Origin of the sequence: Rhizobium sp. CF080, from assembly GCF_000282095.2 — a bacterium.
In the GTDB taxonomy this organism is placed as follows: domain Bacteria; phylum Pseudomonadota; class Alphaproteobacteria; order Rhizobiales; family Rhizobiaceae; genus Neorhizobium.
Map to the genome: position 1 here is coordinate 933,473 of NZ_AKKC02000004.1, position 24,883 is coordinate 958,355.

Consider the following 24,883-nt stretch of genomic DNA (forward strand, 5'->3'; position numbering starts at 1 on the left):
ATTTCCTGACAGCATTCAATCCAAGGACTTGAACATGTTCGCTGCTTTGCATGAATCGCGCCGCGGGCCGCTCTTTGTAACAGGGACGGTTATTTCGCTGGCGGCCGCGACCACATCCGCACAGGCCCACGTCAAGTGGTTCGCGCCCTATATCGTCGGCGCGGCCCCGGAGCCGATCCCTTCGACCCTCGTCAATACATGGTTCTGGGTGGGGATCGTACTGGTCCTGGTCTTCTTCGGCCTGACGCGCGCTGTCGAACGAAGCGTCTATGGCGGCATGGCGCTGGACATGCTCGACAAGGTGACCGGACCACTGTGGCAGCGGCTGGACGACTATATCAGAGCCATTATCGGGTCATTTTTCGTCGCGATATTCGCCGTTGGCGGCGTCTATCTGACCCCCGATCTCAAGACGCCGGCGGAATGGGTTTCCTGGCTCCAGCTGGTCATCGCCGGCATGATCTTCTCGCGCCGGACCATGCCGATTGCCGGGCTCGGGATCATCGCCCTGTGGATACTGGCGCTCCGGGACTACGATCTTTTCCATCTCTTCGACTACCTCGCTCTCGGCCTCGGCGTTGCCGCCTATCTGATCCTCGAACCGTCGAAGCGCGAGAATTGGCGGGTTCACCGCTTCGAGGCTCTTCGCTGGGGCCTGGCGATCGCACTGATGTGGTCCAGCCTCGAGAAGTTCGCCTTTCCCAGCTGGTTCTATCCGCTCGTCATCGAAAAGCCCTTCCTGACATTCGGCTTGCCGCGTGACGTCTTCATCCCGATGGCGGGCGTCACCGAATTCACCCTGGGACTCGGCCTCGTCTGGACGCCGCTGATCCGCCGGCTGTCGGCGATCGCGCTGCTGGTCATCTTCACGGCAGCTGTCTGGCCGTTCGGGCGCGTCGACCTGATCGGCCACGGGCTGATCATGGCGATCCTGCTCGCCGTCGCCGCGGATCACAGTCGGGAAACCCATTTCCTTCCCGAATTCAAGACGAAGATCCGCCATATCCCGGCAGGAATAGCTGCCGCCTTCGTGCTCTACGGCTCGGCCTATTGGGGATTGCATTACGCCTTTTACGGCCCCGACGGATATGTTGGCCCTGCGGGTGTGGACAAGGCGACGCATTCCCACAGTCCTGAATATCCGCACGGGCCGCAAGCCGGCGAGATCGGCGCTCCGCCGAGCAGATGAGCGAAGCGCATCCCGGGAAATTATGCGTGCTCCGATGCGCGATCCGGGCTCTGCTGCATATGTGGTCTGACCGCACCCGTTGTTCGGTCTTGAAGACGCTCGAGTTTGGCTGTCTTTGCTCGGACCTGTCTTCTCCTCACCTTCTTGCAATCACCGGTCTGGATCGGTGGGCAGGTAAGCTTCGGCGCCGCGAGCGATAATGCCCTCTTCGCTCAACGAGCGGTGCCAATGCGAGTAGAATACAAGCCGGTCCCGGTCCAGGCCGATCTCGCGTCTCAGGTGACGATAGATGCTGCTGAACGCCTTGTGTTCGCAGCCGCCCCAGAACAAGGCGCCTTGAAGATCCTGCGGCCATGATACCGTTTTCACGGCGGTCTCTAGCAAGGCCGTAGTGCCGGCGGTTGCACCGTTGCGATGAAGCCATCGGATCGACATGCCGGCGGGGTGGAGCAAGGCCAATTCATCGGCGTGTGATCCGACTTCGATGAAGGCATGACCGGTGGAGTTGGATGGAAGCGCTTCGAGGATACGGGCAATGCCGGGCAAGGCCGTTTCGTCGCCGGCAAGCACATAGAAGTTTGCCTCCTTCGGGCCGTTGCCGGCCGGTCCCAGCATGCCGACGAGATCGTCCCGACGGGCATTCATCGCCCACCGCGTGGCAGGTCCCGGGTTGTCATGCAGGGCGAAATCGATAGCGATTTCCTGCCGCTCGAGGTCGATATGCCGGATGGTATAGACGCGCGTCGGTATTTTAGCGTCGTCCGGCCAGACGACGTGGCCATTGTCATCCAGCATCGGCCACTTGGGTGCGATTGTGCCGCGCTCCTGAAAGATGAGCCGACAGTGCAATTGATCTTTGCGATCGTATCTGTCGAGGTTTGCTCCCCGAAACGTGACCCGGCGAAGGCGAGGCGACAGGTCTTCCGTGCGGATGACATGCAGGATGCGTAAGTCGTCGGGAAGCGTCGGCTCCGTTCGGTCGCCCGTCCACGAGATATGCGGCATTTCCTTCGCGGTGATAAAGGCGATCGGTCCGACCAGTGCATGCTTGAGGCGGTTCAAGCCTGCAGCATCGGCGGCTTCCGCTGCCAGCCGAAGGCTTCCTTCTCCGGCTTCGAGTTGAGCTCTGCCGAAAGGCGAGCTGACTTCGTAAATTCCGTCCCTGTTGTCGACCGCCATGTCGTGGGTGGCGATGGAGTCCACGATGGCGGCAAGATAGTTATCGAGCCCGGGAAAGGGGACGATCGCCGTTGCACGGTACCGTTTTTTTGTTTCTCTCACGTCCTTGGTCCTTTTCAGATCGAGGCCCAGAGGGGGCCCTCAATGGGAAAGGCGGCAAATTCCCGATTAATGGTCTCGAGAATGCGTGCGGGATCGATGTCAGCGCCCCGCTGCGGGTGAAGCCATTTCGCGGCGATGGCCACGAATACGATATTGAGTGGCGCGTTGGTGATCAGTCCCGTCCAGATCCCATGAACGCGTCTGTCGCGGACGCTGGCCAGATGATCAAAGCCCGGCCTTGCTTCGATGAGCCGTTTCAGGCTTTCGCTGCCTTTCTTTTGGTCGATGCCAGGACCGATCGCTGGGCGGCTGCCGGACGACCAGCCGCCGCCGCTCGCAATGTAAACCTCATGCGGCGCGGCAAGCAGATATTCGAGGGAGAGCTTCTGGAACCATGGCGCTTTCACCTCTGGCAGCGGCTGGCCGCCCGCTATCGCCAGCAGGTCCCCCCAGACCTTCCTTCCCGCTGCCCAGCAGCAATCGTCCACCGTTGATTGGACCTCGAAATAGGTGGTGACGGGCTCGGCGCCTTTCAGGTGGGCGGTGATATCCGCCAGTTGCCGGTCGAAAAAAGCAAGGAACGACTCGGCCTTGGCCTGTGCGCCGAGCAGCGTACCCCACATGCGCATCGCCACTCTAAGGTCGCCGACAGGATCGGTTGGAGCGATCTCCTTTTGGGCATTGCTGGAGGCGTCGCTGAAAACGACCGGAATGCCAAGCTCCTGAAACTGCTGCAGCAGTGGATCGTTGGCACCTTGAGGCGTCATGAAGGCATTCGTCACGACGAGATCCGGAGCAAGCCCGATCAATCCTTCCAGGGACAAGGTATCGGGTGTCTGTTTTCCGACGGCCGAGATCGAATGCCCGTTGAGAAGGCGTTTTTGCAATATCTCGCTGTCGATCCGGTCGACCGCCGCCCAGCCGGCGACGATCGAGGCGGGATCCGAATGGAGCAGCGACATGGTGACGAGGTCCCGTCCTTCGAAGAGGACGATCCGTTTTGGTCTGGCGGGAAGATGAACGGTCCGCCCGGCCAGATCGATGACCGTGATCGCTTCTTCCGCCGAGGCCGCGCCCGTCAGGCTCGCAAGGCCTGCCAGAACCGCGGAGGCGCATAGTGCCCGTCTGGTTATCACCACTGATTTGATCTCACCACTTGTAACGAAGCCCCGCCAATACGGTCCGACCGTTGCCGTATTGGCAATAGGTGTTGGAGCTGCAGCTGGAATAGTATTCCTTGTCCAGCAGGTTTGTGCCGTTCAGGGTCGCTTCGAGGCCTTTCAGATCCGGGTTTTGGGCGCCGAAGTCATATCGAACGGCGGCGTCGAGCAGGGTATAGCCATCGGCCCTGATGTTATTGGCGTCGTCGGCGTAGCTCGACCCCACAAAGCGAACGCCTCCACCAATCGTCAAACCTTCCAGCGGGCCGGTATCGACCAGATAATTTGCCCAGAGCGAGCCATAGTAGGTCGGCACGGCTTGTGGGCGATTGCCGATCACACCGGCGGTCGTCGACCTGGATACCTCGGTATCCAGCAACGACAATGCCGCGATCAATTCGATATTCGAACCGAGCTTGCCTCTGGCCTCGAACTCCAGGCCGCGGGAATGGATCTCGCCTTGCTGGACGTTGAAACCGGGGACGCTTCCGGGCGTCAGCACATTCTGCTGCCGGATATCAAAGGCCGCCAGCGTCAGCAGCGCGTCGAGGCCGGAAGGCTGATATTTGATGCCGATTTCATATTGCTGTGCTTCGGTCGGCTTGAACGGGCTACCGCCTGCATCCGTTCCGACCACCGGTTCAAACGATGTCGCATAGCTGGCATAAGGCGCCAGGCCGTTGTCGAAGAGGTAAAGCAGGCCGGCGCGATAGCTCGTCGCCTCGCTTGACTGCCGGGACGATGTCGAAGCCAGATTGTTGTCGGTATCCTGAACGGTCCAGTCATGGCGGACGCCAAGGACGGCGCGAAGCCGGTCGATTTCGATCTGATCCTGAACGTAGACGCCGGTCTGCCGGAGCGACTGGTCGCTGTCTATCACCGAGGCAAAAGGACCAATTGGCTGACCATAGATAGGATTGGATACATCGATCGAACTCGCGCCACCCAGCAGATATTCCCAGCTGCTGTCGGAGCGTTGAATATCGATTCCAGCTATGACTTTGTGCTTCGCTTGGCCGGTTTCGAAATCGAACTGAACGTGATTGTCGAACGATATACCCGAAGCATCTTCGATGGAGTGGACGGCCCAGCGCGGTATGGTCCCGGCCGGGGTGAGGGGACCGTTCATCTGCAGCGATTTCATGTCGATATCGACGCCGGAATAGCGAAAGTTCGAACGAAACGTCACCAGATCGTCGAAGCGGTGCTCGAACTTGTAGCCGATACCGTACTGGTCACGTTCGAAGGAGTCGAAAGACGGATCGCCGATGTTGAAGTCGCGGTCGAGAGCGCCGGCGAACGGAGCCGAGGCCAGAAACTTCGGATAGATCGAATTGAAATATCCGCCTTCCGGATCCCGCTGGTAATAACCGGAAATGGTCAACGATGTATCTGCATCGGGTTGCCACCCGATCGCTGGGGCGATGCCGATACGACGTTCATCCACATCGTCGTAGCGCGTTCCAGATGACCTTCCCACGATCCCGATGCCGTATCGCCACGTGCCATCGGAGGAAACGGGGCCGGAGGAATAGAGCCCACCCTGAACCCGACCATAGCTTCCTGCCTCAAGGCGGACTTCGTTTGTCGACACGGGGGAGGGCTCACGGCTGACCTGGTTCACGAGACCGCCGGGGTTGACCTGTCCATAGAGGAGGGCGGACGGTCCCTTCAGGACGTCCACGTGATCGAGAAAGAAGGGATCGATCGATGGCGTGGCGAATGCCTGGCCGCGTGTGAGTTTCAGCCCGTCGAGATAGCTGACGTAGCTGGTTGCGATCCCGAATGCGCCGAATCCTCGTAGAAACACCGAGTCGTAGCGGGAATTGGAGTCCCTGTCCGCCAAAACCCCCGCGGTATAGCGAAGCGACTCGCTGACTGTCTGCGGGTTCTGGTCGTCGATTTGCTTGCGCGTCACGGTCGTGACCGATTGCGGGGTCTCCGCGACGGGGGTCGTGGTCTTGGTCGCCGACGCCGTCGATTTCAGGAACAGGCCATTTGACGTGTCACTGCCATTGCCTTCGCTCTGGAGAACGATCGGAGCAAGCTGGGTGTCCGCCTGCTGGGCGAACGTGCTGTCAACGGCGACCAGAAATGTGGTCGCCATCAGGAAATTTCTGGCGAAGAGACGCTGCTTCATGAATGCCCCCGTGGTCGAAGCTTACGATTTCTGGTAAGCTCCATAAATCAAACGGGACCGTCCTGTCCAGATAATATGAGCTGAATTATCCACTTTCACGGTGGCAAATTTTATCGCCTGCCTTCAGAAGATGGTGCATTCGTCAATGAGGAAGCAAATGACGTCACATGAAACCGGGCAGCCAACGAAAGTCGGGCGCCCCCCGAAACGAGAGAAGGATGCCGCTGAAAGCCGGATCATTGCTGCGGCAACCGAGCTTTTTGCCTTTAACGGATTCGCAGGCACATCCATGGAGCAGGTCGCATCACGCTGCGGTGCCGGCAAGGATACCGTCTACCGCCGATTTCCTTCGAAAGTTGCCCTATTCGAGGCTGTAGTAGGCAGTGCCCACAAGCGTGCGATCGAGCGCGTTGAGCAACTTCCCGAGATCGAGGGCGATGCGCTCGAACAATTGCGCGGATTGATGTTCGAACTCCTGCTTATCAACATGGAGCCGGATTTGATTGCGCTGAAACGCATAACGTTCAGCGAAGCTGTCGTGTTCGGAAAAAGCGCTCCGATTCCACCTCAGCCCGACCCGTTGATGCAACGGTTGATCAACGCTATCGCGTTAACGCAGAAAGCCGGCATGATCGCAGCAAGTGATCCCGCTCGTCTCGCCAACCATTTGATCCACTGTCTGGTCGCGCTGCCCACGTCGGTGGCAATGATGGGAGGCGATGAGTTCCAGCCGCAAAAGGCCATACAGGATCATTTCGACGAGACTTGGAACTGGCTGATCAACGGCTTGAAACCGTAATTCGGGTCTGCATGGGCGCAGTTGAACGACCCTTGCGTGTGCCCTCTCCTCAGGGCCAAGCAGATCAGCAGGCCAGATAACCTCCGTCTACGACAAGCGTTGTACCGGTCACGTAGGTCGACATATCCGACGCCAAAAAGACCGTCGGGCCGATGAGTTCGTGAGGTTCGCCAAAGCGGCCCATAGGGATTCGCGACAGGAAGCGTTCCGAGCGTTGCGGGTCATTCCGCGTCGCCGCAGTCATTGCCGTGTTGAACGTGCCGGGAGCAATGGCGTTGACGCGAACACCGTCCTTTGCCAGTTCCTGGGCAAGATTTTGCGTTAGCATCCGTACCGCAGCCTTAGAGGTGGAGTAGCTGATGGATGTGGAGGTGGACACGAAAGACGCGATAGACGCCATATTGATAATCGTACCCTTGGTAGCTCGCAGCGCTGCCACGAAAGCGAGGGTGACATTCAGTGTTCCATCCAGGTTGACAGAAAGTGCTGCATCCCAGGAACTGCGGACATCGGGACTGTCGATTGTGTTGCGGGGGCAGATGCCGGCATTGTTGACCAGAATGGAGACTTGTCCGATCGTTGCCTCGACCTCTCTGGCGATCTCCAGGGATCTCGCCGCATCGGCGACGTCATGAGCGAACGACCAAGCTTGACCGCCCTTCGCGATGATTTCCTGGGCGGTCTTTGCCGCAGCATCGCCATTGATGTCCGTTGCGACAATTCGAGCGCCTTCCGCAGCGAGGCCGTGGGCAATGGCTGCGCCATTTCCTTGGCCAGCGCCGGTGATAAACGCAATCCGATCTTTGAGTAGCATGAATTTCCTCCACTGATGTACAGACTACGCGCGGCCTGATGCGCGAAAGTATCTCAATTTAACGAATATATTCGTATTTAGCGAATATAACTTGGTGGGCCATTATGGTTTTCACGAGGCAATATGTTTCATCCTGGCGAAAGTTTGGGCCAAACTCTGGGAACCTCCCGCGCCATCACAGAACCAAGTGAGGCCGTTGGTAAGACTTGCCTCACTTGGTCTGCACGGCTCAGTTCACGTCAATCGTTTCCACCGGCCATGTGGCGGGCGGCGATATAGCCAAACGTTATGGCTGGACCCAAGGTAATGCCGCCGCCGGGGTAGTTACCGCCCATAATGCTCGCAGCGTCATTGCCTGCGGCGTAGAGCCCGGTGATCGGCCGTCCGCTCCCATCGAGAACCTGCGCGTTTTCATTGGCTTTCAAGCCCGCATAGGTGCCGAGGTCGCCGACATAGAGCCGAACCGCGTAGAACGGGCCTTTTTCGATCGGCGCGACGCAGGGGTTTGGTTTGTGGTCGGGGTCGCCGAGCGAACGGTTGTACGCCGTCGATCCTTTGCGGAACTCTGGATCGTCGCCAGTTCGCGCATGCCTGTTGAACTCCGCCACGGTGCGCTCGAGCTGCTCGCCGTCAGCGCCAAGCTGGTCTGCAAGATCGCGCAGGGTCTTGCCTGAGATCAGATAGCCGTTCTCGATCAGCTTGCCATACGGCACTGGTGCAGGCTTTGCGAAGCCGAGCCCGTATTTCCGAAAAGCCCGATGGTCTGCAATAAACCAGGCGGCCAGTTCGCCGCCTTCCTCGTTGCAACGCTTGATCATCGCTTGGCAGAAGTCGTGGTAGGAATTTGCCTCGTTGACGAAGCGCCGGCCCGAACGGGTAATGGCAATGACGCCAGGCTTCGAGCGATCGACGAAGTGTGGGAAGGTTCCGAGTGTACCATCCGACTTGAGCGGGCGGGAGATCGGGACAAGGGCTACCGCATTTGGCAGGCTGGTATCGACCACGGCGCCGATCTGCTCTCCCATCCGCAATCCGTCTCCGGTATTGCCGGGAGGTGCTGGAGACACATGTTCGTGCCCCGACGGTGAATGCGGCAACAGCTCCTTCCTGCGGATTGCGTCCTGCGGAAAGCCGCCAGCTGCCAAGACGACGCCCTTTGCGGCATACACTTCGTACTGGCCGCTCGGGGTATCAACGCGCGCGCCGACAATCCGTCCGCTGTCATCTTTGATCAGGCTGCGGACCGGGCTCGACGTCCAGATCGGGACGTTCTTGTCCATGCACGACTTTGCAAGGCGACCGACAAGCGCGTTGCCGTTCAGAAGCCGCATCGGTCGACCGTGGAACGCCATGTCGCGCACGAACTTTGCGAAAAGCTTCGCGACGTACCACATCGAGACCGGCGACCGAGTGACGTTGAAGAAGTGCAGCAGTTCTTTGCCAGACCCGATCATCATTCCCAGAAACGTAATCTCCCATAGCGGCGGGCGAAGTCGCTTGATCTCTTTTCCAAGCTCGCGCCCGTCGAACGGCTGCGCGACGATCGAACGTCCTCCGGGCATGCCCCCCGGTGCATCGGGATGGTAATCTGAAAAGGTCGGGCCAAGATCGAATTTGAGCGCGGTCTTCTGCTCGAAGAAGTCGACCGCCTTCGGGCCGGCTTCCAGAAACGCGTCGATCCGCGCGGCATCGAAATGCGCGCCAGTCTCATGCTGGAGATAGATGCGCGCCTTTTCCGCACTGTCTTCTATTCCGGCTCGTTTTGCAGGCGCATTGGCCGGGATCCACATCCATCCACCAGAACGCGCCGTGGTTCCGCCGAAGACAGGCTCTTTTTCGACAACAAGCACCTTCAGGCGTCGGTGCGCGGCAGCCACGGCGCTGGCAAGGCCGCCTGCACCAGAGCCAACAACCAATACATCACAGTCATAGCGCTTCATAATAGGGTCCTTCGTTGAGCGGCTTGGGAGCCACTACTGACCAACGCATGCGCGCCGGTCGCGTAGATCGATGAATGAAAGGGTGCAATCCAGCATCGGCCCGGCGGCCCCTTGGAGCGTCCGCATTTTTCCGGAGGTATGTCAGCCATCGGGCGACCCCTGCCAATTCGAGGTTTCGATGCGTGTCCTCGGGGGATCGCGATCATGCGTTTTGCACGCGAACCAATCCATGACGCCACATAGATCGGTTTACCTGAGTTTTGGCGCGGTCTTGCGCGCGCTTTGAAAGAACTGGCATCCGATAATAGCTGTGGATTTGTAGAGCGACCCAACCGATCGACAGCGCCTCGATCGGCTGTAGTCGGGCAGGCTGGGCGCCTGCTCCATGCGTCAACTTTCCGGTCGCGCTGCGAGTGCGTCGGCGAAGGCAAAGCAGGGTGTGCAGCAGACCAAAGCACATTATCGCGGGGGAAGGGCGCCAACGTCATCTCCCGCCAATTCTCTCGGAATGAGCGCGAAGCTCTCCGTTAAGCGCGTTCTTGAGCACGCAGAACGTTCGGCCGTATCTCGACATGGATGTTCCTCCTTGCGCGTGCCTTCGCCGACCACGCCCTTTCCGGTAGCAGCGCGCTCCCGCCGCGCTACGTATCCAAGGGCGCAAGTTCCGCCCCTTGGTGCTGGAATATATTCTTTGATAACGAACAGATTTGTCAATAGAAAATTTCTGATCGTTTTTTGCTGAGTTGACCCGGGCGGCGTCCTGCGTTTTAAGTGAAGCCAGTGGGATCGAAGCCAATTCTTCGAAACGAGGGTTTAATGAGTAAGGGGGAAGGGCGCGGGATTCAGTCGATCGACATCGGCGGTCGATTGCTATCGGCGCTCGTAAATGCGGACGGGCCGATGATGCTGCGTGACCTGGCAGCTGTGGCTGACTTGCCGCCAGCCCAGGCCCACGCATATATCTCGAGTTTCCGGCGGCTCGACCTCATTGAGCAGGACGTCGCAACCGGCAGATACCAGCTTGGTCCGCTTGCCATGCGCCTCGGGCTTGTGCGTATCTCCAGTTTCGCTCCGTTGCGGGCGGCCCGCGACGCAACAGTTCAACTGGAGCTCGAACTGGGTCTGATGGTTGCCCTGGTTGTTTGGGGCGTGAAAGCCCCGACGGCTGTCCAGGTGCAGACCGGAAATTATCCTCTCAACGTCAATCTACGACCCGGCATGGCTCTTCCGATTTTGGGTTCTGCCGCGGGGCGCGTTTTTGCGGCATTCGGAAGTCCGCACGGCATCTCAGCGATTGTAGATGAAGAGTTTTCCGCGTTGCCGCCTGACAAAAAGGCGGCGAAAGCGGCGCGAAAGACCTTTGATGCTGAACTCGATGTTATTCGAAGCGCCGGATACGCGGTTACCAAGAGTGAGCCTGTTCCTGATATCGACACGATAGCCGCCCCCATCCGCGGTGCCGATGGGGAAGTGTTCGCCGTTATTACGGTCGTCGGCGATTCAATCAACCTTGATCTCAAGCCTGAAGGAGCGCCACTTCGCGCTCTTCTGAAGATCACGGAGCAACTGTCGCGAGGCGAAACGCGATGAACGAGAAAGTTCAACCTCGTAACGGCACCGATGCGCGAGGTGTACAGTCCGTTGAAGTCGGACTAGGGATCCTACTGCCGTTTCTCGATGCCGAAGGTCCGCTTAAGCTGCGCGAGGTTGCCGAGAGGGCAGGTGTGCCCCCCACAAAGGCCCATGCCTATATGGTCAGCTTTCGCAGGATGGGTCTCGTCGAGCAGGATGAAAAGTCCGGCCGATATCGCCTCGGCCCCTACGCTCTGCTTCTAGCGATTGCGCGCATGCGCAGTTTCGACGCCATGAAGGCTGCGGCTACAGCTGTCGAGGCATTGTCGGAAGAGACAGGCCACACGGTTGCAGTGACTGTTTGGGGCTCCTTTGGACCAACCGTCGTGCTCATCCGCAAGGGTGTGGATCAAAACTACATCAACACGAATGTCGGCACGGTTTACTCAGTATCCGGAACCGCCGCCGGCATGGTCTATGCCGCCTACATGCCCGAGGCGACGGTCAAAGCTGCGATACGGGCTGAAGTTCGTGAGGCGGGCAAGACGCTTCGCGTCGGCAAGACCCGCACCTTTGCCGATATCACCGCGGAAATCGACATGATCCGCAGCCGCGGCTTTGCGACGATCTATCCTCGCCCGGTGCCAGGCATCGCCGCCGTCGGCGCGCCAGTCATTGATCATACCGGCCAGATTCAGATGGCTGTTACGCTGATAGGCACGGAGGCTCACTTGGACGTTGATCCCAACGGCGCGACCGTCAAGAAACTTCTGGCGGTGACCCAGAGGCTTTCGTTCGAGCACGGTCATGTCGACCCGGCGTTTAGCGGCGCATAGCTCTACAGTAGCTGCACGCAATCCATTTCAGCTGGTGGGCGATTGAGCCTATTCCGACACAATGTCGTTGAACCGAACGGTTGCGCCGACCGATGGCCGGTGAGCGATCTTGTCACCGTGGCGTATCGCAAGCGAAAAGCAGCAATATGTTATTGACATATGCATTCGTTTTAGTCGAATGTGTCTTCCGACGGTGATGCCCGGTGGCGTCCCGCTCACGGGCATGGGAGATGCCTTCATTCAACGAGGAGTTCATCATGATAGTTCGTTTCGGCCTGCTGACGCGGCGCCAGGATCTTACGCCCGAGGCATTTGCCGACTATTGGCGCGGCACTCACGCTGGTATCGTCAAAAAACACATGCCGAACCTCCACGGATATCTTCAGAACCGTGTTGTCGACCGCACTCAGAAGGGTATCGACTACAAGCGCGGCTCGGTCGAGGTCGATGGCCTGGCACAATTGTTTTTTCCTTCGCTGGCCGACATTCGCGGGTTCGGCGACGAAGCGACGTTGAAGGCCCTCAAGGAAGACGAGGACCAGTTCCTGGGCGGCATTGCCATCTTGACGGCATTGCAAAACACCGTCGTGACGCCACCAACCAGCGGCACTTTCGTCAAGCGCATGTCTTTCCTGCGCAAACGTCCGGACATTTCGATCGAGCAATTCCAGGACGAATGGTTCAACATGCATTCGATCCTGGTGAAGAGGATTCCTGGCCTCCTGGGCTACCGCCAGAACCTCGTGATCGACCGTCAGACCGACCGGTTCAACGCCGCGGACACGGGCGCGGAAGTCAATGTTGACGGTGTCGTCGAGCTCTGGTTCGAGAGTACCGATGCGATCGAAAAAGGCTTCCGCTCGCCGCGTGGCATCACGACCATGACCCATGCCCAGGAGTTCATCAGCGAGATCTCCACCTACATGGTGGAAGTCACCGAGATTATTCCGGAACCGAAGGCCTGACATCTGTCCTTGGAATCATGCGCTGACCCGCCGCTTCCACAGCGGCGGGTCAGCGCATGAGCCAAATGCAAGGGATTACAAGATTGGACTGGCTTTCCTATACAGTAGCGGGTGTGGCCGTTGTCATCCTCGGTCTGTCCAAAGGCGGATTTGCTGGGGTCGGCATGATCAGCACGCCGCTCCTCGCACTGGTGATCGGCCCCGTAAACGCCGCCGGCTTTATCTTTCCAATCCTGCTTATCCAGGACGCCGTGGCTGTTTGGATGTACAAGCGGGACTGGAGACGGAAAATCATTCTGGTGATGGCTCCGGGGGCGGCGCTGGGAGTCGTCGCCGCTTATCAGCTTGCATCCACGGTTCCAGAATGGATCGTCGAGATATCGCTCGGCGTGATTTCCCTCGTTTTTGGCTGCCGTCAGCTTATTCTGTCGCTGCGAACCCACCAGGTGGAACCTGGCTCACCGAGCGCGGCATTGGGTCTTTTGAGCGGCGTGGCGTCTGGGTTCACCAGCATGATTGCCCATGCGGGGACGCCTCCGTTTCAACTGTATGTCCTGCCCCAAAAGCTGGTCAGAGACACGTATATAGGCACCAGCGTGATCTTCTTCGCATTGCTGAACTGTATGAAAATACCCGCTTTCGCAATGCTCGGACAACTCAATCGTGAGCACCTCGTCTCGGCACTGATCTTTGCACCAATCGCGATTGCGTCGAGCTGGCTTGGTGTTCATTTGGTAAGGAAGGTGGACCTCGTGCGGTTCAATCTGATCATAACCATCATTTTGGTCGGCGTCAGCATCACCCTCATCGCCCAGGGCATTCACGGGGGCGGATCCCTCGGCTGACGTTGTCGGTCAACAATGGTAGCTGGACAGCGAAGACCCGCGTGACCTCGGGCTAAGGCGTGGGCCGGTGTGGGAGGCGCTGGGTAAAGGCTGTCGGGTGAAACCGGTTGGGCACGCTTCCGGTGCCGCTGGTAGCAACGCGCGGCGTCACTTTGGGCTTCGGCGATGCGAGAGGCACGACCGAAGCCCTCAGCTGTGTTTACTGGGCGAGCGCTTCCCACATTTCGCGATCGCGGGCCGCAGTCCAGATGCGCGGCGTGTCGATCCCACGTGCCTCGTCATAGGCGCGCGAAACGTTGAAGGGGAGGCAGTGTTCGTAGATCGCATAATCTGCGAACTTCGTATCGCATGCCTGGCGGCACGCATCCCAAGCTTCCTTCAAGCTGCCGCCGCGTGCAGCAACCTGTACAATCGGTTTGTAGGTGCTTTCGAGAAAATCGGTTGTGCTTGCAATGGCTTTTGCGACCATATCATGCCCGACGAGGGCATCGCCGCGGCCTGGTACGATGGCTGCGGGATTGTAAGCCAAGATATTTTGAAGGGTCTGAGGCCAGTCCGTAAAATGCGCGTCGCCGCAGTAGCAGGCGGAATGATATTCGACGATGTCGCCTGTGAACATTACCTGTTCGTCGGGTACCCAGATGATAGCGTCGCCGGCGGTATGGGCACGGCCGACATGCATGATTTCCACTTTCCTCTTTCCGAGGTACACGGTCATCTTGTCCTTGAATGTGGTGGTGGGCCAGGTTAGGCCCGGGATCTCCTCATGGCCTTCAAACAGGCGGGGAAAACGCCCGAATTCGGAGTCCCAATCTTCGGCGCCACGCTCTTCGACCATGGCACGGGCTTTTTCGCTCATGATGATCTCGTTGCTGCCGTAAGCCGACGCACCCAGAACGCGCACGGCGTGATAGTGGGTCAACACAACGTGGGTGATCGGCTTGTCGGTCACCGACCGTACGCACTCCACCACCTTTCGCGCAAGACGCGGGGTGGCTTGCGCCTCGACAATCATGACGCTGTCGTCGCCGATAATTACGCCAGAGTTTGGATCTCCCTCGGCGGTGAAGGCATAGAGGCCTCTCCCGATCTCGGTGAAGGTGGTCTTCTTCTCCGTTAGATCGCCTTGCGATGCAAACTTCTTTCCCATTGGTCTACTCCTGAATTTCTTTCTCACCAGGCGCGTTTTTCGAAGACAATTTTTGAAGTCGGACATACACACGCTACTCAATTGTCTGTCGGTCTCGATCGCGACAGGTCCAGATGGCGCCGATTTCCTCAAGCCGAGATAGTTGAACGAGACCTTGAGGCACCAGCCGCAGGTCCCAATTCCACCACTCGAAAGAGTCAGAAAAGATAGCCTCCCACCACAGGACAAAATCGCATTTGACAAATGCATTCGCCTATAACAAACATAACGGCAATTCTCAGGGGAGGTCAAGCCTTGGGCCGGGTAGATTTGATCGGAGGCCGTATGGCGGCGGTATTGTACGATTATTGGCGCTCATCCTCATCCTATCGGGTCAGAATCGCGCTGAATCTTGCGAAGATTCCCTTCGAGGGCCGCACGATCAACCTTCTCGAGGGCGAACAGCGAGCAGCCGACTATCTGATCGTCAACCCGCAAGGTTTCGTGCCCGCTCTTCTGATCGACGGAGAGACGTTCACCCAGTCCTTGGCGATCATCGAGTATCTCAACGAAACGAGGGGTCTCGAAATTCTTCCCGCCGCGCCCAAGGAAAGAGCGCGGGTTCGAGCTCTCTCTTATGCGATTTCCATGGATCTCCATCCCGTATGCAACATCTCGGTGGCGAAGCATGCGGTTGAAGCGTCGGGCGGGCAAATCGCGACGGAAAGGTGGATGAGACACTTTATCGAGAAAGGGTTGGCGGCGTTCGAAGAGATGCTCGCTCAGAAGTCCACAGGCCCACTTTGCCACGGGGACACCGTCTCGATGGCCGACATCTGCCTGGTGCCGCAAGTATACAATGCGCGCCGCTGGAGTGTTGATCTGAGTGGATGGAGGAGGATCACGGAAATCGTCGGCCTGTTAGAGGAGATTCCGGAAATCGCGGCCGCGCACCCCGACTATTATAAGCCGTGACGCGAGTACAGCTAACTTGACGTTGCCTACCGTCTTTGGGAGCCTTCCGATGCATGTGTTATTCCTCAGCATGCATATCGCAAGAACGTGCCGTAAGTTGCCATATGCGAACCAGTTTTCCTAAAAGAGGTTCTCGACCATCTGCCCTCCGGGTGCGGAGGTTGCCCAGTTGGTCTGGTTATCGCCAACCCTTGCCGGGATCTCACAGCGTCAAGAAAGGCGGCTGATCTTCATCGAGTACACAGATGCCGGATTGAGACACGCCCGAGCGTGAAACACGTTCATTTTCGAGTGAAAATTCCGGCCTCCGAGGCTTTCAACAGCTTTGTGTTTTGTTTGTCTATTGCAAATCAATTCGTCATGGTATACATCCTCAGATGTTCCCAGCGATGAAGCGGGAAAGTTACGCCGGCTTGGAGGAGCAGCGGTTAGTGGAGGTTAACGCCGTCGGTTTCGACCTGGTATCCGACGCTTTCTGTGCGACGCGCACGGTTCGCCGTATCGCTCTCCTTCACGTCCAAGGGCCACAAGACGTGCATTCGATGCACAAGCACTTGTTTTCCATAATGGGAGGAGACAATGACATTGACCACAAATGCTCTCAAGGCAGCACTGCTCGCCAGTACTCTTGCGATCGCATCAACGGCGACGGCGCAGGAGATCAAGCTCGGCTTCAACGGCGATCTTTCGGCGTCGCCTTCGGCCCAAAGCGGGCAGGCAGGCGTTCTCGGCATCCAGGCGGCAATTGAAGATCTCAATGCCGCTGGTGGTGTGCTCGGCAAGAAGCTGTCGCTCGTTGTTCGCGATGATCTTTCCCAGCCGCCGAAATCCATCCAGAATATGAGCGATCTGATCGACAGCGAGAAGGTTGTCGCGGTCTTTGGACCAACCAATTCCGGTAACGCACTCGCTTGGAAGCACATTCCCAACCAGCGCAAGAACCCATCCCTGGGCTGCATCGGCTCGGCAACCGACATTACCAAGCCGGCTGGCGGCGCAGACAATTACATGTATCGCGTGTCGATGGTGGACCGTGCCCAGATCGCCGGTATCGTGGCCTATACGAAGAACCGGCCGCAATCCAAGAACGTCGGCTTTTTGGTGGAAACGACAGGTTATGGTCAGGGTGGTCTGAAAGATCTCGAGGCGCTTGCCAAGGCTAAGGGACTGACCCCAGTTGCCACCGAAAAGTTCGGCGTCAACGACACGGACATGACCTCGCAGCTCAACAAGATGAAGTCTGCGGGTGTCGATACCGTGCTCGTCTGGGCGCAGGGCACCCCGATTGCCCAGCTTCTGCGCAGCATGGAGAAAATCGACTACTCGCCGGTGACGCTGACCTCCTGGGCCGCGGACAATGCCAGCTTCTTTGACACGGCGGGCAAGACACTTGCCGAGCGTCCGATTTTCATGCGGACGATCACCGAAGACAGGACGCCCGTCCAGCAAAAGCTCTACGATCGCCTGGCGCCCAAGCTTACTTCGAAGAGTGCGTTCAGCTTTTCCGCTCACTGCTATGACGCAACGCTGATTCTGGCAGCGGCGATCAAGCAGGCGGGCGGCACCGATGGCGCAAAGCTCAAAGAAGCGCTGGACAATCTTCAGGCTCCCGTCGCGGGCATCATGAAGACCTATAACAAGCCGTTCACCCCAGATCAGCACGAAGCGTTGACGGCAGCCGACTATCGCTGGACACATTGGAAAGACGGAAAGCTCGTCACCTACACCGACGCGACGGTCGAGTCCCTGAAGCCGGCGGATTACGCAGAGTAGTTCCGGAACCTTCATCCTTTCTGGATCGATCACTATTGGAGCGGTCATGCTGGCAACTTACATCCAAACTCTCGTCAGTGGCTTGGCCATTGGAGGCGTTTATGCCCTCATCGCGCTGAGTTTCAGTATTACGTTCACGACGACCAAGACGATGAACTTCGCCCAAGGAGAGTTCATCTCCTTTGGTGCATTCATCGGTGTGGCCGCACTTCTTTTGCTCTCAGGCCTCGCCGGCGGTCTGACAGCCATTCCCGGGGAAGCAGCGGCAGGATGGCGTTATCCTGCCGCCGCCCTCATTGCGACCGTCGTCGCCGGGGTCATGGGCGTCCTCATTTTCCTTCTTGCTGTTCGGCCGTTCGCGGGCAAACGTGGCATGAACTGGGTCATGAGTACGATCGGCTTCGGAGTCATTCTGCAAAGTATCGGACTGACGATCTGGGGACCGGCGCCTGTGATGGTTCCCTCGCCGCTCGGCGACGGCGTTCTGCGCATTGCCGGCGCCGGCGTCCGGCCACAGGAGCTGATCGTTCTGGCGTCTGCGATCGCGATCATGGTCATTTTCGACTTCGTTATGCGACGCACAAGAATTGGTAAAGCCATGATGGCTGTTGCTCATTCGCCTCAGACCGCCAGCCTCATGGGCATCAATGTCAATACGGTGATGATCGGCGCCTTTGCATTGTCGAGCGGCCTCGCGGGGCTTGCCGGCGTGCTCATCGCGCCGATCGCGTCGGCCTCTCTCTTCATGGGGCTGGGTTTTGCGCTCAAGGCGTTCTCGGGTGCCATCATCGGCGGACTGACCAATCCACGCGGCTGCATCTATGGCGGCTTCATTCTCGGCGTCCTCGAGTCCAGCGTTGGGCTCTGGCAGGCGCAATGGAAGGAGATCGTCGTGTTCAGTCTCATCATTCTCGTTCTGGCGTTTCGCCCCCAGGGGCTCTTCGGTCACGCCTCAATCGACAAGGTTTAGTCCATGCGTCATTTGATTGGAGTTGTCGCGCTTGTTGCGATCCTCGCCTTTGCCGCCTCGTTCATCCAGAACGAATTCTACCTGCGCACGCTGTTCATGATCTGCGTCTACTATCTTTGTGCAGCGGGTATGAATGTTCTCTTGGGCTATGCAGGTCAAAAATCGCTCGGGCAGGCGGGATTGTTTGCCGCGGGTGCCTATACAGTCGCCCTGCTGACCACGCTTTACGGTCTCGGTCCCTGGACATCGCTTCTGGTCGCCTGCGTCGTGTCCGGCGTGTTCGGCGTCCTAATCGCAGTGCCGTCTTTGCGGGTGAAGGGCCCGAGCCTCGCCATGGTGACCCTGGCGTTTGGCATCGTCGTCGAGAAGCTCGTTGCCGAAGGGTCTGATATCTTCGGAGGCGCCATGGGTATCTATGCGATCCAGCCGCTAACGTTCGCGGGCGTTCCCTTCACCACTTTGCAATGGGTCTGGTTTGGTCTTGCCCTTTGCCTCGCGACGCATGTCCTTCTTCGCAATCTTCTCGTCGGTCGCTTTGGCCGTGCATTTCTGTCGCTCCAGGCGGATGAAATAGCCGCTGGTGCGGTTGGCGTGCCGGTTTATCGGTACAAGGTGCTTGCGTTTGTCATCGCCGCGGTCACCTGCGGTCTGGCAGGAGCATTGGTCGCGCAGCAGAACCAGTACATCAATTCCGATTTCATCAACTTCAACCTTTCGATCTTCATCCTGCTGCTCGTGCTCTTCGGCGGAAGCGGTTCTCTCTATGGACCACTGCTCGGCTCGGTCAGCCTGGTTATTATCGGAGCGCTGCTCGCACGCTGGACCTGGCTCGAACATTTTGTGAATGGCGCTCTGCTGCTGTTTGCCCTGTTCGCAATGCCGAAAGGCCTCGCTGGCCTCCTCGGCAGCCTAGGCGCCCGCTTCAATCCCGGCCGTAGCTCCGCAGCAACCAAGGTGGTTTCAGATCTGCAGCCCAAATTGCCGACGCGCAATGCGGAAGGTGGCGCGGCAACAACCCTGCTGACCGCCGACAACCTCAACAAGGCCTTTGGTGGTGTGGTCCCGGCGAAGGACGTCTCGTTGCGGCTGACACGCGGCCATATCCATGCCCTTATCGGTCCGAACGGCGCTGGCAAAAGCACGCTCATCAATATGTTGACGGGGGTCATTCGCGCTGACAGAGGTGCCATCAAACTACTGGATGACGACATCACACAGCGCAAAGTCCACGACATCTGTGCCCGCGGCGTCGCGCGAACATTCCAGAACCTAAGACTGTTCCAGGACCTGTCTGTGCGCGCGAATGTCCTGCTCGGCCAGCATTCGCGCATGAAGAACGGTTTCTTTTCCTCGCTTTTCGGCCTGCCTCTTGCCAAGAGAGAAGAAGCCCGTGCGTTGATGAAAGTGAACGCTATCCTCCAGTTCACGGAGCTCTTGCAGCATGCCGACACTTCCGCCGGAAGCCTGGCCTATGGCCTGCAGCGGCGGGTTGAGCTGGCGAGAGCGCTCGCCTCGGAACCGCAATTGTTGCTGCTGGACGAACCGGCGGCCGGATTGAACCCCCAGGAGACGGCCGAACTTGGCCAGCTGCTGGTGCGCATCCGCAACGAGGGGATTACCATCCTGCTGATCGAGCATCACATGGACCTGGTGATGGCTATTTCGGACCACGTCGTCGTCCTTGATTACGGACAGAAGATCGCCGAGGGAGCACCCGAAAAGGTTCAATCCGATCCACGAGTCATGGAAGCCTATCTCGGCACGACCGTTGAAGCCGCTTGAGGAAATTGTCATGTTGAATTTGAAGAACGTCCATCTCGCCTACGGTCCAATCACGGCTGTCCGGGATGCCTCGATCGAAGTACAGCAAGGCGAAGTCGTTGCCATCGTGGGCGGCAACGGCGCTGGAAAAAGCACCTTGCTTAAAGGCATTGCGGGTCTCATGCCGGTCGATTCCGGACAGATTTCCTTTGAGAACAACGACATTACACGGATGCCGCCTCATGTCCGGGTCGCGCGGGGAATTGCGCTTTCCCCCGAAGGGCGACAGGTTTTTTCGGATCAGTCCGTTTATGACAATCTGACTCTCGGGGCCTATTTCCGCCGCCTTTCGAAAGAGGCTCTCGAGGCTGAAATCGAAGAGCAATTCAAGTTGTTCCCGCGGCTGCGCGAGCGGCGGAGCCAGTTGGCGGAAACACTCTCGGGCGGAGAGCAACAGATGCTGGCAATCGCCCGGGCCTTGATGAGCAAACCGAAACTCCTGCTGCTTGATGAACCTTCGCTCGGACTTGCTCCGAAGATCATTCAGGAAATCTTCGCAATTATCGTGTCGTTGCGCAAAGCCGGCATCACGATCCTTCTGGTGGAGCAGATGGCAAATATGGCGTTGGCGATTGCCGACCGTGCCTATGTGCTTGAAACGGGCCGGGTGACCATGACGGGCACCGGTCAGCAGCTTCTCCACGATCCGAAAGTTCGCGCGGCCTATCTCGGCGTGACCCATACCGCCGCATAGTCAGATTGCAGGAGAGACGTCGATATCAATCGGCCGGTTATGAAAACACGCGCTCCAGGCGCGTCAGCAGCAGGAGCACGTCTTCGGCATCGGCATCGGCATCGATCGCTGCAAGAATGCGTCGCTCGAAGGCGAGTGCCCGTGGCACGATATCGTCATAGGCGCGCCTTCCTGGCGCCGTCAGCGACAATATCTCCTCGCGCCGGTCTTCGTCGCTGCCGCGTCGGCGCAACCAGCGCCGGTCTTCCAAGGCTTTGACGGCGCGGCTGACCTTGGTCTTGTGCATCGCGGAGTGGACGCCAATGGCACGGGCGCCCATTTCGTCGAACTGGCCGAGCGTGGCAAGCACCCGCCACTCGGGAATCGTGAGGTCATGATGAGGACCGTAGACGGATCGGAATTCCCCGGAGACGATCGAAGCAAGCCGGTTGAGCCTGTAGGGAAGAAACTTCTCGAGTTCGAGCTTGGCCATTGTTGATAGTTACAAAATTGACAGTTACAGGTGAAACGACATTTAGGAGGAATGATCATGAATGTCCAGAACCCCATGTTGAGATCAGCTGACGAAGTTGCCGCTTCCGCCATTCAAACGGGCTACATGTCGGGCTTCGGCAATGGATTTGAAACCGAGGCGCTTGCCGGTGCGCTGCCGATCGGCCGCAATTCCCCTCAGAAATGCTCCTACGGACTCTACGCCGAGCAGTTGAGCGGGTCGCCGTTCACGGCACCGCGCACGACCAACGAGCGTTCCTGGCTCTATCGCATCCGCCCGACGGTTGCCAATTGGGGCAGGTTCCGGAAAGCTAATATCGGTCTGTGGCGCACGGCGCCGGCGCAGGAAGTCGAGGTGCCGATCGCGCCGATGCGCTGGGATCCGATCCCGCTGCCGGAAGAGAAACTCAGCTTCATCGAAGGGATTCGGACGATCACCACCGCAGGTGACGCCGGCAGCCAAGCGGGGATGGGCGCGCATGTCTATCTTGCGACGCGATCCATGGTCGATGAGTATTTCTACAATGCCGATGGCGAGATGTTGATCGTCCCGGAACAGGGCGAGTTGCGTCTGTGGACCGAGTTCGGGATCATCGACATCGAACCGGGCGAAATCGCGATCATACCCCGGGGTGTCAAGCTCCGTGCGGAATTGGTCAACGGCCCGGCGCGCGGTTATTTCTGCGAAAATTACGGCGGCGCCTTCAGCCTGCCGGAACGCGGACCGATCGGCGCGAATTGTCTTGCCAATCCGCGCGATTTCCTGACGCCTGTTGCTGCTTACGAAGACAAGGACGCTCCGTCCAAGATGTTTGTGAAGTGGTCCGGTTCCCTGTGGGTCACCGACATCGAGCACTCGCCGCTCGATGTTGTCGCCTGGCACGGCAACTACGCACCCTACAAATACGATTTGCGTCGTTATTCGCCGGTTGGCCCCGTCCTCTACGACCACGCCGATCCGTCGATCTTCACCGTCCTGACGTCGCCGTCGGAGACCCCCGGCACGGCAAACATCGACTTTGTCATCTTTCCGGACCGCTGGCTTGTCGCTGAAAATACCTTCCGTCCGCCGTGGTACCACATGAACGTCATGAGCGAGTTCATGGGCCTCATCTACGGCGTGTACGACGCCAAAACAGGCGGCGGATTTGTTCCCGGGGGAATCTCGCTGCACAACACGATGCTGCCGCATGGCCCGGACATGGATGCCTTCGAAAGGGCAAGCAATGTCGAGCTCAAGCCGCATAAGCTCGAAGGGACGCTGGCATTCATGTTCGAGACACGTTTCCCGCAGAAGGTCACAGCTTTCGCGGCAGAGACCCCGTCGTTGCAGCAGGACTACGGCGCATACGGCAAGAAGCTGACCAAGCATTTCAATCCGAACCAGCGTTGAATAGTTATATGAATCAAGTTGATCAGACACATGACCCGAAGCTTCGGAGCTGGATCGAAAGTGCAAATGACGGATCGGATTTTCCGATCCAGAACTTGCCGTTCGGCGTTTTCAGTTGCGGCGACGCCCAGCCGCGAGGTGGCGTCAGAATAGGCGACAAGGTCTTTGACATTTTTGCCGGCTGTTCCTCGGGCCTATTCACGGACCAGGCGGCCGAGGCTGCGGAAGCAGCCTCCGGTCCGCTCCTGAATACGTTCCTGAAATTGGGGCAGGGGCCTCGTCGGGCTTTGCGCGGACGGCTATCTCAGTTGTTCACAACCGGCTCGTCAGAACGACTCCGCGTGGAAAAATGCCTGCTCGATATATCGGATGTGACGATGCACCTGCCGGCGCAGATTGGTGATTACACCGATTTCTACGTCGGGATCCATCACGCCACGAATGTCGGTCGACTGTTTCGGCCTGATAATCCGCTGCTTCCGAACTACAAGTATGTGCCGATAGGCTACCACGGCAGAGCCTCCTCGATTCGTCCGTCCCGCATTCCGATGCGGCGACCTGTGGGGCAACTGAAGGCTGCGGACACGGATGTTCCTCGTTTCGCCCCGACCGAACGGCTCGACTATGAGCTCGAACTCGGCATCTGGGTCGGCCCGGGTAACGATCAGGGAACTCCGGTTGCAATCGGCGAAGCGGCGGGCAGCATCGCTGGCTTCTGTCTCCTGAACGACTGGTCCGCGCGCGATATCCAGGCCTGGGAATACCAGCCACTTGGACCGTTCCTGTCGAAGAGTTTCGCAAGCACGATCTCTCCCTGGATCATCACGCCGGAAGCTCTTGCACCGTTCCGTGTCGCCCAGCCGGCCCGGCCCGAGGGTGATCCTTCGCCGCTTCCCTACTTGCTTGATGAGACGGACCAGCGATCGGGCGCCTTCGACATCGAGCTGGAGGTCTTGCTTCTGACGCAGGGCCTGCGCGAGAAAGGCCTGCCGCCACATCGGCTGGCTCTGTCGAACACGCGCCACATGTATTGGACAGTCGCGCAAATGGTTACCCATCATACGGCGAACGGTTGTAATCTGCAGCCGGGCGATCTCCTGGGAACCGGAACCATTTCCGGGCCTGAATCGGATGCCTACGGTAGCATCCTGGAGGCGACGGAGGGTGGGAAGCATGCCATAGAACTCGCCTCCGGCGAGGTCAGGCGCTTTATTGAAGACGGTGATGAGGTCCTTCTACAGGCCCGCGGACGTCGAGAGGGCTTCGTAACGATCGGGTTCGGCGAGTGCCGTTCGCTTGTCCTTCCCGCTCAATGATGCCTTCGGCGATCAACTCGTTTATTTTTCGCCCCTTTGCGACTGTGATTATAGCGGTAGAACCAGGAATTCTTCGACGACGAAGCCGCCAATGACATCCAAACCATCGCTTGCCTCGACAAGCGATTTTACGAGGTCCGCGTCAGTGTCGTTTTCCGTCCAGATCTCCATGACGATATCGATCACCTGCTTTCCAGCGGAGATACTTTGATCGACGACGATGTCGCGCGCGATGATCGGGTTGACCCTGTATTTCCAGCTTCGGCCCCGTTGGCTCATCACCGTTCGGATACTTTCCGCCAGCGCCTCAGCTGACGCTGCTTCCCCATGCAGAAGGTAAAGAAGCTTCACGCACAGGTCCGCGCCATTGCCAAATTGATGGAAATCACCAGCCTGCTGGATCAACAAGGTGACGTCGCTCAGAAACCCTCGAAGATCGACGATACATGCTTCCTGCTCCGGCGAAGCCATCGAGATATTCATCGACTCGACGTCATCAAAATAGAGCTGCGACATCCCGTCGATACGGTGAAGACCAGATGACTCGTCGGACGACAACCGCTCCAGAACATGATTTTGCGAATAAGCCCGCAGACCGTCGATCTTCACCACCAAGGGTGCATGGCCATTGCGCCAATGGTCAGTGAAGCCGTCGAAGTCTACGCCGTCTCGATTGCGTATTAAGCCGCTTCGGATAATCATCGATTTTCCTTTGAATGGCGCCCGCGCGACGTTGCTGGCGTCTACGGTATGATTGGCCCCGCTGGAAGCAGATCGGT

At 58.4% G+C, this 24,883-nt stretch carries 21 protein-coding genes; 13 read left to right on the forward strand and 8 right to left on the reverse strand.

The features are described from left to right. The first annotated feature begins 34 nt into the window (after window positions 1–34). Window positions 35–1,189, forward strand: a complete 1,155-nt coding sequence (locus tag PMI07_RS11455; RefSeq protein ID WP_024163749.1) for a hypothetical protein — start codon at window positions 35–37, stop codon at window positions 1,187–1,189. Window positions 1,190–1,339: 150 nt separating this feature from the next. Here PMI07_RS11455 and PMI07_RS11460 read toward each other — a convergent pair whose 3' ends face one another. The 3 genes from PMI07_RS11460 to PMI07_RS11470 are packed head-to-tail and all read right to left on the reverse strand — an operon-like array spanning window position 1,340 to window position 5,770. Next, window positions 1,340–2,470: a siderophore-interacting protein gene (locus PMI07_RS11460; RefSeq protein WP_024163750.1), complete on the reverse strand. Its 1,131-nt coding sequence runs from the start codon at window positions 2,468–2,470 to the stop codon at window positions 1,340–1,342. A 14-nt stretch (window positions 2,471–2,484) separates the two neighbouring features. Next, window positions 2,485–3,609 carry an ABC transporter substrate-binding protein gene (locus tag PMI07_RS11465; protein WP_007759899.1) on the reverse strand — a complete coding sequence of 375 codons (1,125 nt, stop codon included), beginning with the start codon at window positions 3,607–3,609 and terminating at the stop codon, window positions 2,485–2,487. Between the two features lie 10 nt (window positions 3,610–3,619). Continuing rightward, on the reverse strand, window positions 3,620–5,770 hold the full coding sequence (locus PMI07_RS11470; RefSeq protein ID WP_007759897.1) for a TonB-dependent siderophore receptor: 2,151 nt from the start codon (window positions 5,768–5,770) through the stop codon (window positions 3,620–3,622). Window positions 5,771–5,927: 157 nt separating this feature from the next. On the opposite strand from PMI07_RS11470, the gene PMI07_RS11475 reads away from it, so the two are divergent. Beyond that, window positions 5,928–6,569, forward strand: coding sequence for a TetR/AcrR family transcriptional regulator (locus tag PMI07_RS11475; RefSeq protein ID WP_007759895.1), 642 nt, complete (start codon window positions 5,928–5,930; stop codon window positions 6,567–6,569). Window positions 6,570–6,633: 64 nt separating this feature from the next. Here the strand turns inward: PMI07_RS11475 and PMI07_RS11480 are convergent, their stop codons facing one another. Together PMI07_RS11480 and PMI07_RS11485 are read right to left on the reverse strand one after the other, a co-directional pair. After that, the gene (locus tag PMI07_RS11480) at window positions 6,634–7,383 is read right to left on the reverse strand and encodes a glucose 1-dehydrogenase (protein ID WP_007759894.1); all 750 of its coding nucleotides are present in this window, start codon (window positions 7,381–7,383) and stop codon (window positions 6,634–6,636) included. A gap of 239 nt (window positions 7,384–7,622) precedes the next feature. Then, a complete protein-coding gene (locus PMI07_RS11485; RefSeq protein WP_007759892.1) occupies window positions 7,623–9,323 on the reverse strand; it encodes an FAD-dependent oxidoreductase in 1,701 nt (566 codons plus the stop codon). An 816-nt stretch (window positions 9,324–10,139) separates the two neighbouring features. Here PMI07_RS11485 and PMI07_RS11490 point away from each other — a divergent pair. The 4 genes from PMI07_RS11490 (at window position 10,140) to PMI07_RS11505 (ending at window position 13,541) form a co-directional block, all read left to right on the forward strand. Further along, window positions 10,140–10,913, forward strand: a complete 774-nt coding sequence (locus tag PMI07_RS11490) for an IclR family transcriptional regulator (protein ID WP_007759890.1) — start codon at window positions 10,140–10,142, stop codon at window positions 10,911–10,913. Beyond that, window positions 10,910–11,731, forward strand: a complete 822-nt coding sequence (locus tag PMI07_RS11495) for an IclR family transcriptional regulator (protein ID WP_007759888.1) — start codon at window positions 10,910–10,912, stop codon at window positions 11,729–11,731. The genes PMI07_RS11490 and PMI07_RS11495 overlap by 4 nt, the downstream gene beginning before the upstream one ends. Window positions 11,732–11,988: 257 nt before the next feature. Next, entirely contained in the window at window positions 11,989–12,696 is a 708-nt protein-coding gene (locus PMI07_RS11500; protein WP_007759887.1) for an EthD domain-containing protein, read from the forward strand. Between the two features lie 83 nt (window positions 12,697–12,779). Beyond that, window positions 12,780–13,541, forward strand: coding sequence for a sulfite exporter TauE/SafE family protein (locus PMI07_RS11505; protein WP_197032486.1), 762 nt, complete (start codon window positions 12,780–12,782; stop codon window positions 13,539–13,541). 199 nt (window positions 13,542–13,740) lie between these two features. Here PMI07_RS11505 and PMI07_RS11510 read toward each other — a convergent pair whose 3' ends face one another. Beyond that, on the reverse strand, window positions 13,741–14,691 hold the full coding sequence (locus PMI07_RS11510; RefSeq protein ID WP_007757906.1) for an MBL fold metallo-hydrolase: 951 nt from the start codon (window positions 14,689–14,691) through the stop codon (window positions 13,741–13,743). Window positions 14,692–15,015: 324 nt separating this feature from the next. Here PMI07_RS11510 and maiA point away from each other — a divergent pair, with 324 nt between their 5' ends. The 5 genes from maiA to PMI07_RS11535 all read left to right on the forward strand — a co-directional run bounded on the left by maiA (window position 15,016) and on the right by PMI07_RS11535 (window position 20,903). Continuing rightward, entirely contained in the window at window positions 15,016–15,645 is a 630-nt protein-coding gene (maiA, locus tag PMI07_RS11515; protein ID WP_007757905.1) for a maleylacetoacetate isomerase, read from the forward strand. Window positions 15,646–16,224: 579 nt separating this feature from the next. Then, window positions 16,225–17,418: an ABC transporter substrate-binding protein gene (locus PMI07_RS11520; protein WP_007757904.1), complete on the forward strand. Its 1,194-nt coding sequence runs from the start codon at window positions 16,225–16,227 to the stop codon at window positions 17,416–17,418. Between the two features lie 46 nt (window positions 17,419–17,464). Further along, window positions 17,465–18,388, forward strand: a complete 924-nt coding sequence (locus PMI07_RS11525; protein ID WP_007757903.1) for a branched-chain amino acid ABC transporter permease — start codon at window positions 17,465–17,467, stop codon at window positions 18,386–18,388. A 3-nt stretch (window positions 18,389–18,391) separates the two neighbouring features. Further along, window positions 18,392–20,170: a branched-chain amino acid ABC transporter ATP-binding protein/permease gene (locus PMI07_RS11530; protein ID WP_007757902.1), complete on the forward strand. Its 1,779-nt coding sequence runs from the start codon at window positions 18,392–18,394 to the stop codon at window positions 20,168–20,170. 10 nt (window positions 20,171–20,180) lie between these two features. After that, complete coding sequence (locus tag PMI07_RS11535) at window positions 20,181–20,903, forward strand: ABC transporter ATP-binding protein (RefSeq protein WP_007757901.1); 723 nt, start codon at window positions 20,181–20,183, stop codon at window positions 20,901–20,903. A 37-nt stretch (window positions 20,904–20,940) separates the two neighbouring features. Here PMI07_RS11535 and PMI07_RS11540 read toward each other — a convergent pair whose 3' ends face one another. After that, window positions 20,941–21,375 carry a MarR family transcriptional regulator gene (locus PMI07_RS11540; RefSeq protein ID WP_007757900.1) on the reverse strand — a complete coding sequence of 145 codons (435 nt, stop codon included), beginning with the start codon at window positions 21,373–21,375 and terminating at the stop codon, window positions 20,941–20,943. A 57-nt stretch (window positions 21,376–21,432) separates the two neighbouring features. Between PMI07_RS11540 and hmgA the strand changes: the two genes are divergently transcribed. Together hmgA and fahA are read left to right on the forward strand one after the other, a co-directional pair. After that, window positions 21,433–22,788, forward strand: a complete 1,356-nt coding sequence (gene hmgA, locus PMI07_RS11545; protein ID WP_007757899.1) for a homogentisate 1,2-dioxygenase — start codon at window positions 21,433–21,435, stop codon at window positions 22,786–22,788. Window positions 22,789–22,796: 8 nt separating this feature from the next. Continuing rightward, window positions 22,797–24,104, forward strand: a complete 1,308-nt coding sequence (gene fahA / locus PMI07_RS11550) for a fumarylacetoacetase (RefSeq protein WP_024163752.1) — start codon at window positions 22,797–22,799, stop codon at window positions 24,102–24,104. A gap of 48 nt (window positions 24,105–24,152) precedes the next feature. On the opposite strand, the gene PMI07_RS11555 is transcribed toward fahA, so the two are convergent. Then, a complete protein-coding gene (locus PMI07_RS11555; protein WP_007762457.1) occupies window positions 24,153–24,806 on the reverse strand; it encodes an EthD family reductase in 654 nt (217 codons plus the stop codon). Between the last annotated feature and the right edge of the window lie 77 nt (window positions 24,807–24,883).

What these genes read in the sequence shown, in the direction of transcription:
- PMI07_RS11490 (WP_007759890.1), top strand. Translation starts at nt 10,140, where the DNA reads ATGAGTAAGGGGGAAGGGCGCGGGATTCAGTCGATCGACATCGGCGGT.
- PMI07_RS11555 (WP_007762457.1), bottom strand. Translation starts at nt 24,806, where the DNA reads ATGATTATCCGAAGCGGCTTAATACGCAATCGAGACGGCGTAGACTTC.
- PMI07_RS11480 (WP_007759894.1), bottom strand. Translation starts at nt 7,383, where the DNA reads ATGCTACTCAAAGATCGGATTGCGTTTATCACCGGCGCTGGCCAAGGA.
- PMI07_RS11535 (WP_007757901.1), top strand. Translation starts at nt 20,181, where the DNA reads ATGTTGAATTTGAAGAACGTCCATCTCGCCTACGGTCCAATCACGGCT.
- PMI07_RS11520 (WP_007757904.1), top strand. Translation starts at nt 16,225, where the DNA reads ATGACATTGACCACAAATGCTCTCAAGGCAGCACTGCTCGCCAGTACT.
- fahA (WP_024163752.1), top strand. Translation starts at nt 22,797, where the DNA reads ATGAATCAAGTTGATCAGACACATGACCCGAAGCTTCGGAGCTGGATC.
- PMI07_RS11525 (WP_007757903.1), top strand. Translation starts at nt 17,465, where the DNA reads ATGCTGGCAACTTACATCCAAACTCTCGTCAGTGGCTTGGCCATTGGA.
- PMI07_RS11495 (WP_007759888.1), top strand. Translation starts at nt 10,910, where the DNA reads ATGAACGAGAAAGTTCAACCTCGTAACGGCACCGATGCGCGAGGTGTA.
- PMI07_RS11510 (WP_007757906.1), bottom strand. Translation starts at nt 14,691, where the DNA reads ATGGGAAAGAAGTTTGCATCGCAAGGCGATCTAACGGAGAAGAAGACC.
- hmgA (WP_007757899.1), top strand. Translation starts at nt 21,433, where the DNA reads ATGAATGTCCAGAACCCCATGTTGAGATCAGCTGACGAAGTTGCCGCT.
- PMI07_RS11540 (WP_007757900.1), bottom strand. Translation starts at nt 21,375, where the DNA reads ATGGCCAAGCTCGAACTCGAGAAGTTTCTTCCCTACAGGCTCAACCGG.
- PMI07_RS11455 (WP_024163749.1), top strand. Translation starts at nt 35, where the DNA reads ATGTTCGCTGCTTTGCATGAATCGCGCCGCGGGCCGCTCTTTGTAACA.
- PMI07_RS11500 (WP_007759887.1), top strand. Translation starts at nt 11,989, where the DNA reads ATGATAGTTCGTTTCGGCCTGCTGACGCGGCGCCAGGATCTTACGCCC.
- PMI07_RS11485 (WP_007759892.1), bottom strand. Translation starts at nt 9,323, where the DNA reads ATGAAGCGCTATGACTGTGATGTATTGGTTGTTGGCTCTGGTGCAGGC.
- maiA (WP_007757905.1), top strand. Translation starts at nt 15,016, where the DNA reads ATGGCGGCGGTATTGTACGATTATTGGCGCTCATCCTCATCCTATCGG.
- PMI07_RS11470 (WP_007759897.1), bottom strand. Translation starts at nt 5,770, where the DNA reads ATGAAGCAGCGTCTCTTCGCCAGAAATTTCCTGATGGCGACCACATTT.
- PMI07_RS11475 (WP_007759895.1), top strand. Translation starts at nt 5,928, where the DNA reads ATGACGTCACATGAAACCGGGCAGCCAACGAAAGTCGGGCGCCCCCCG.
- PMI07_RS11530 (WP_007757902.1), top strand. Translation starts at nt 18,392, where the DNA reads ATGCGTCATTTGATTGGAGTTGTCGCGCTTGTTGCGATCCTCGCCTTT.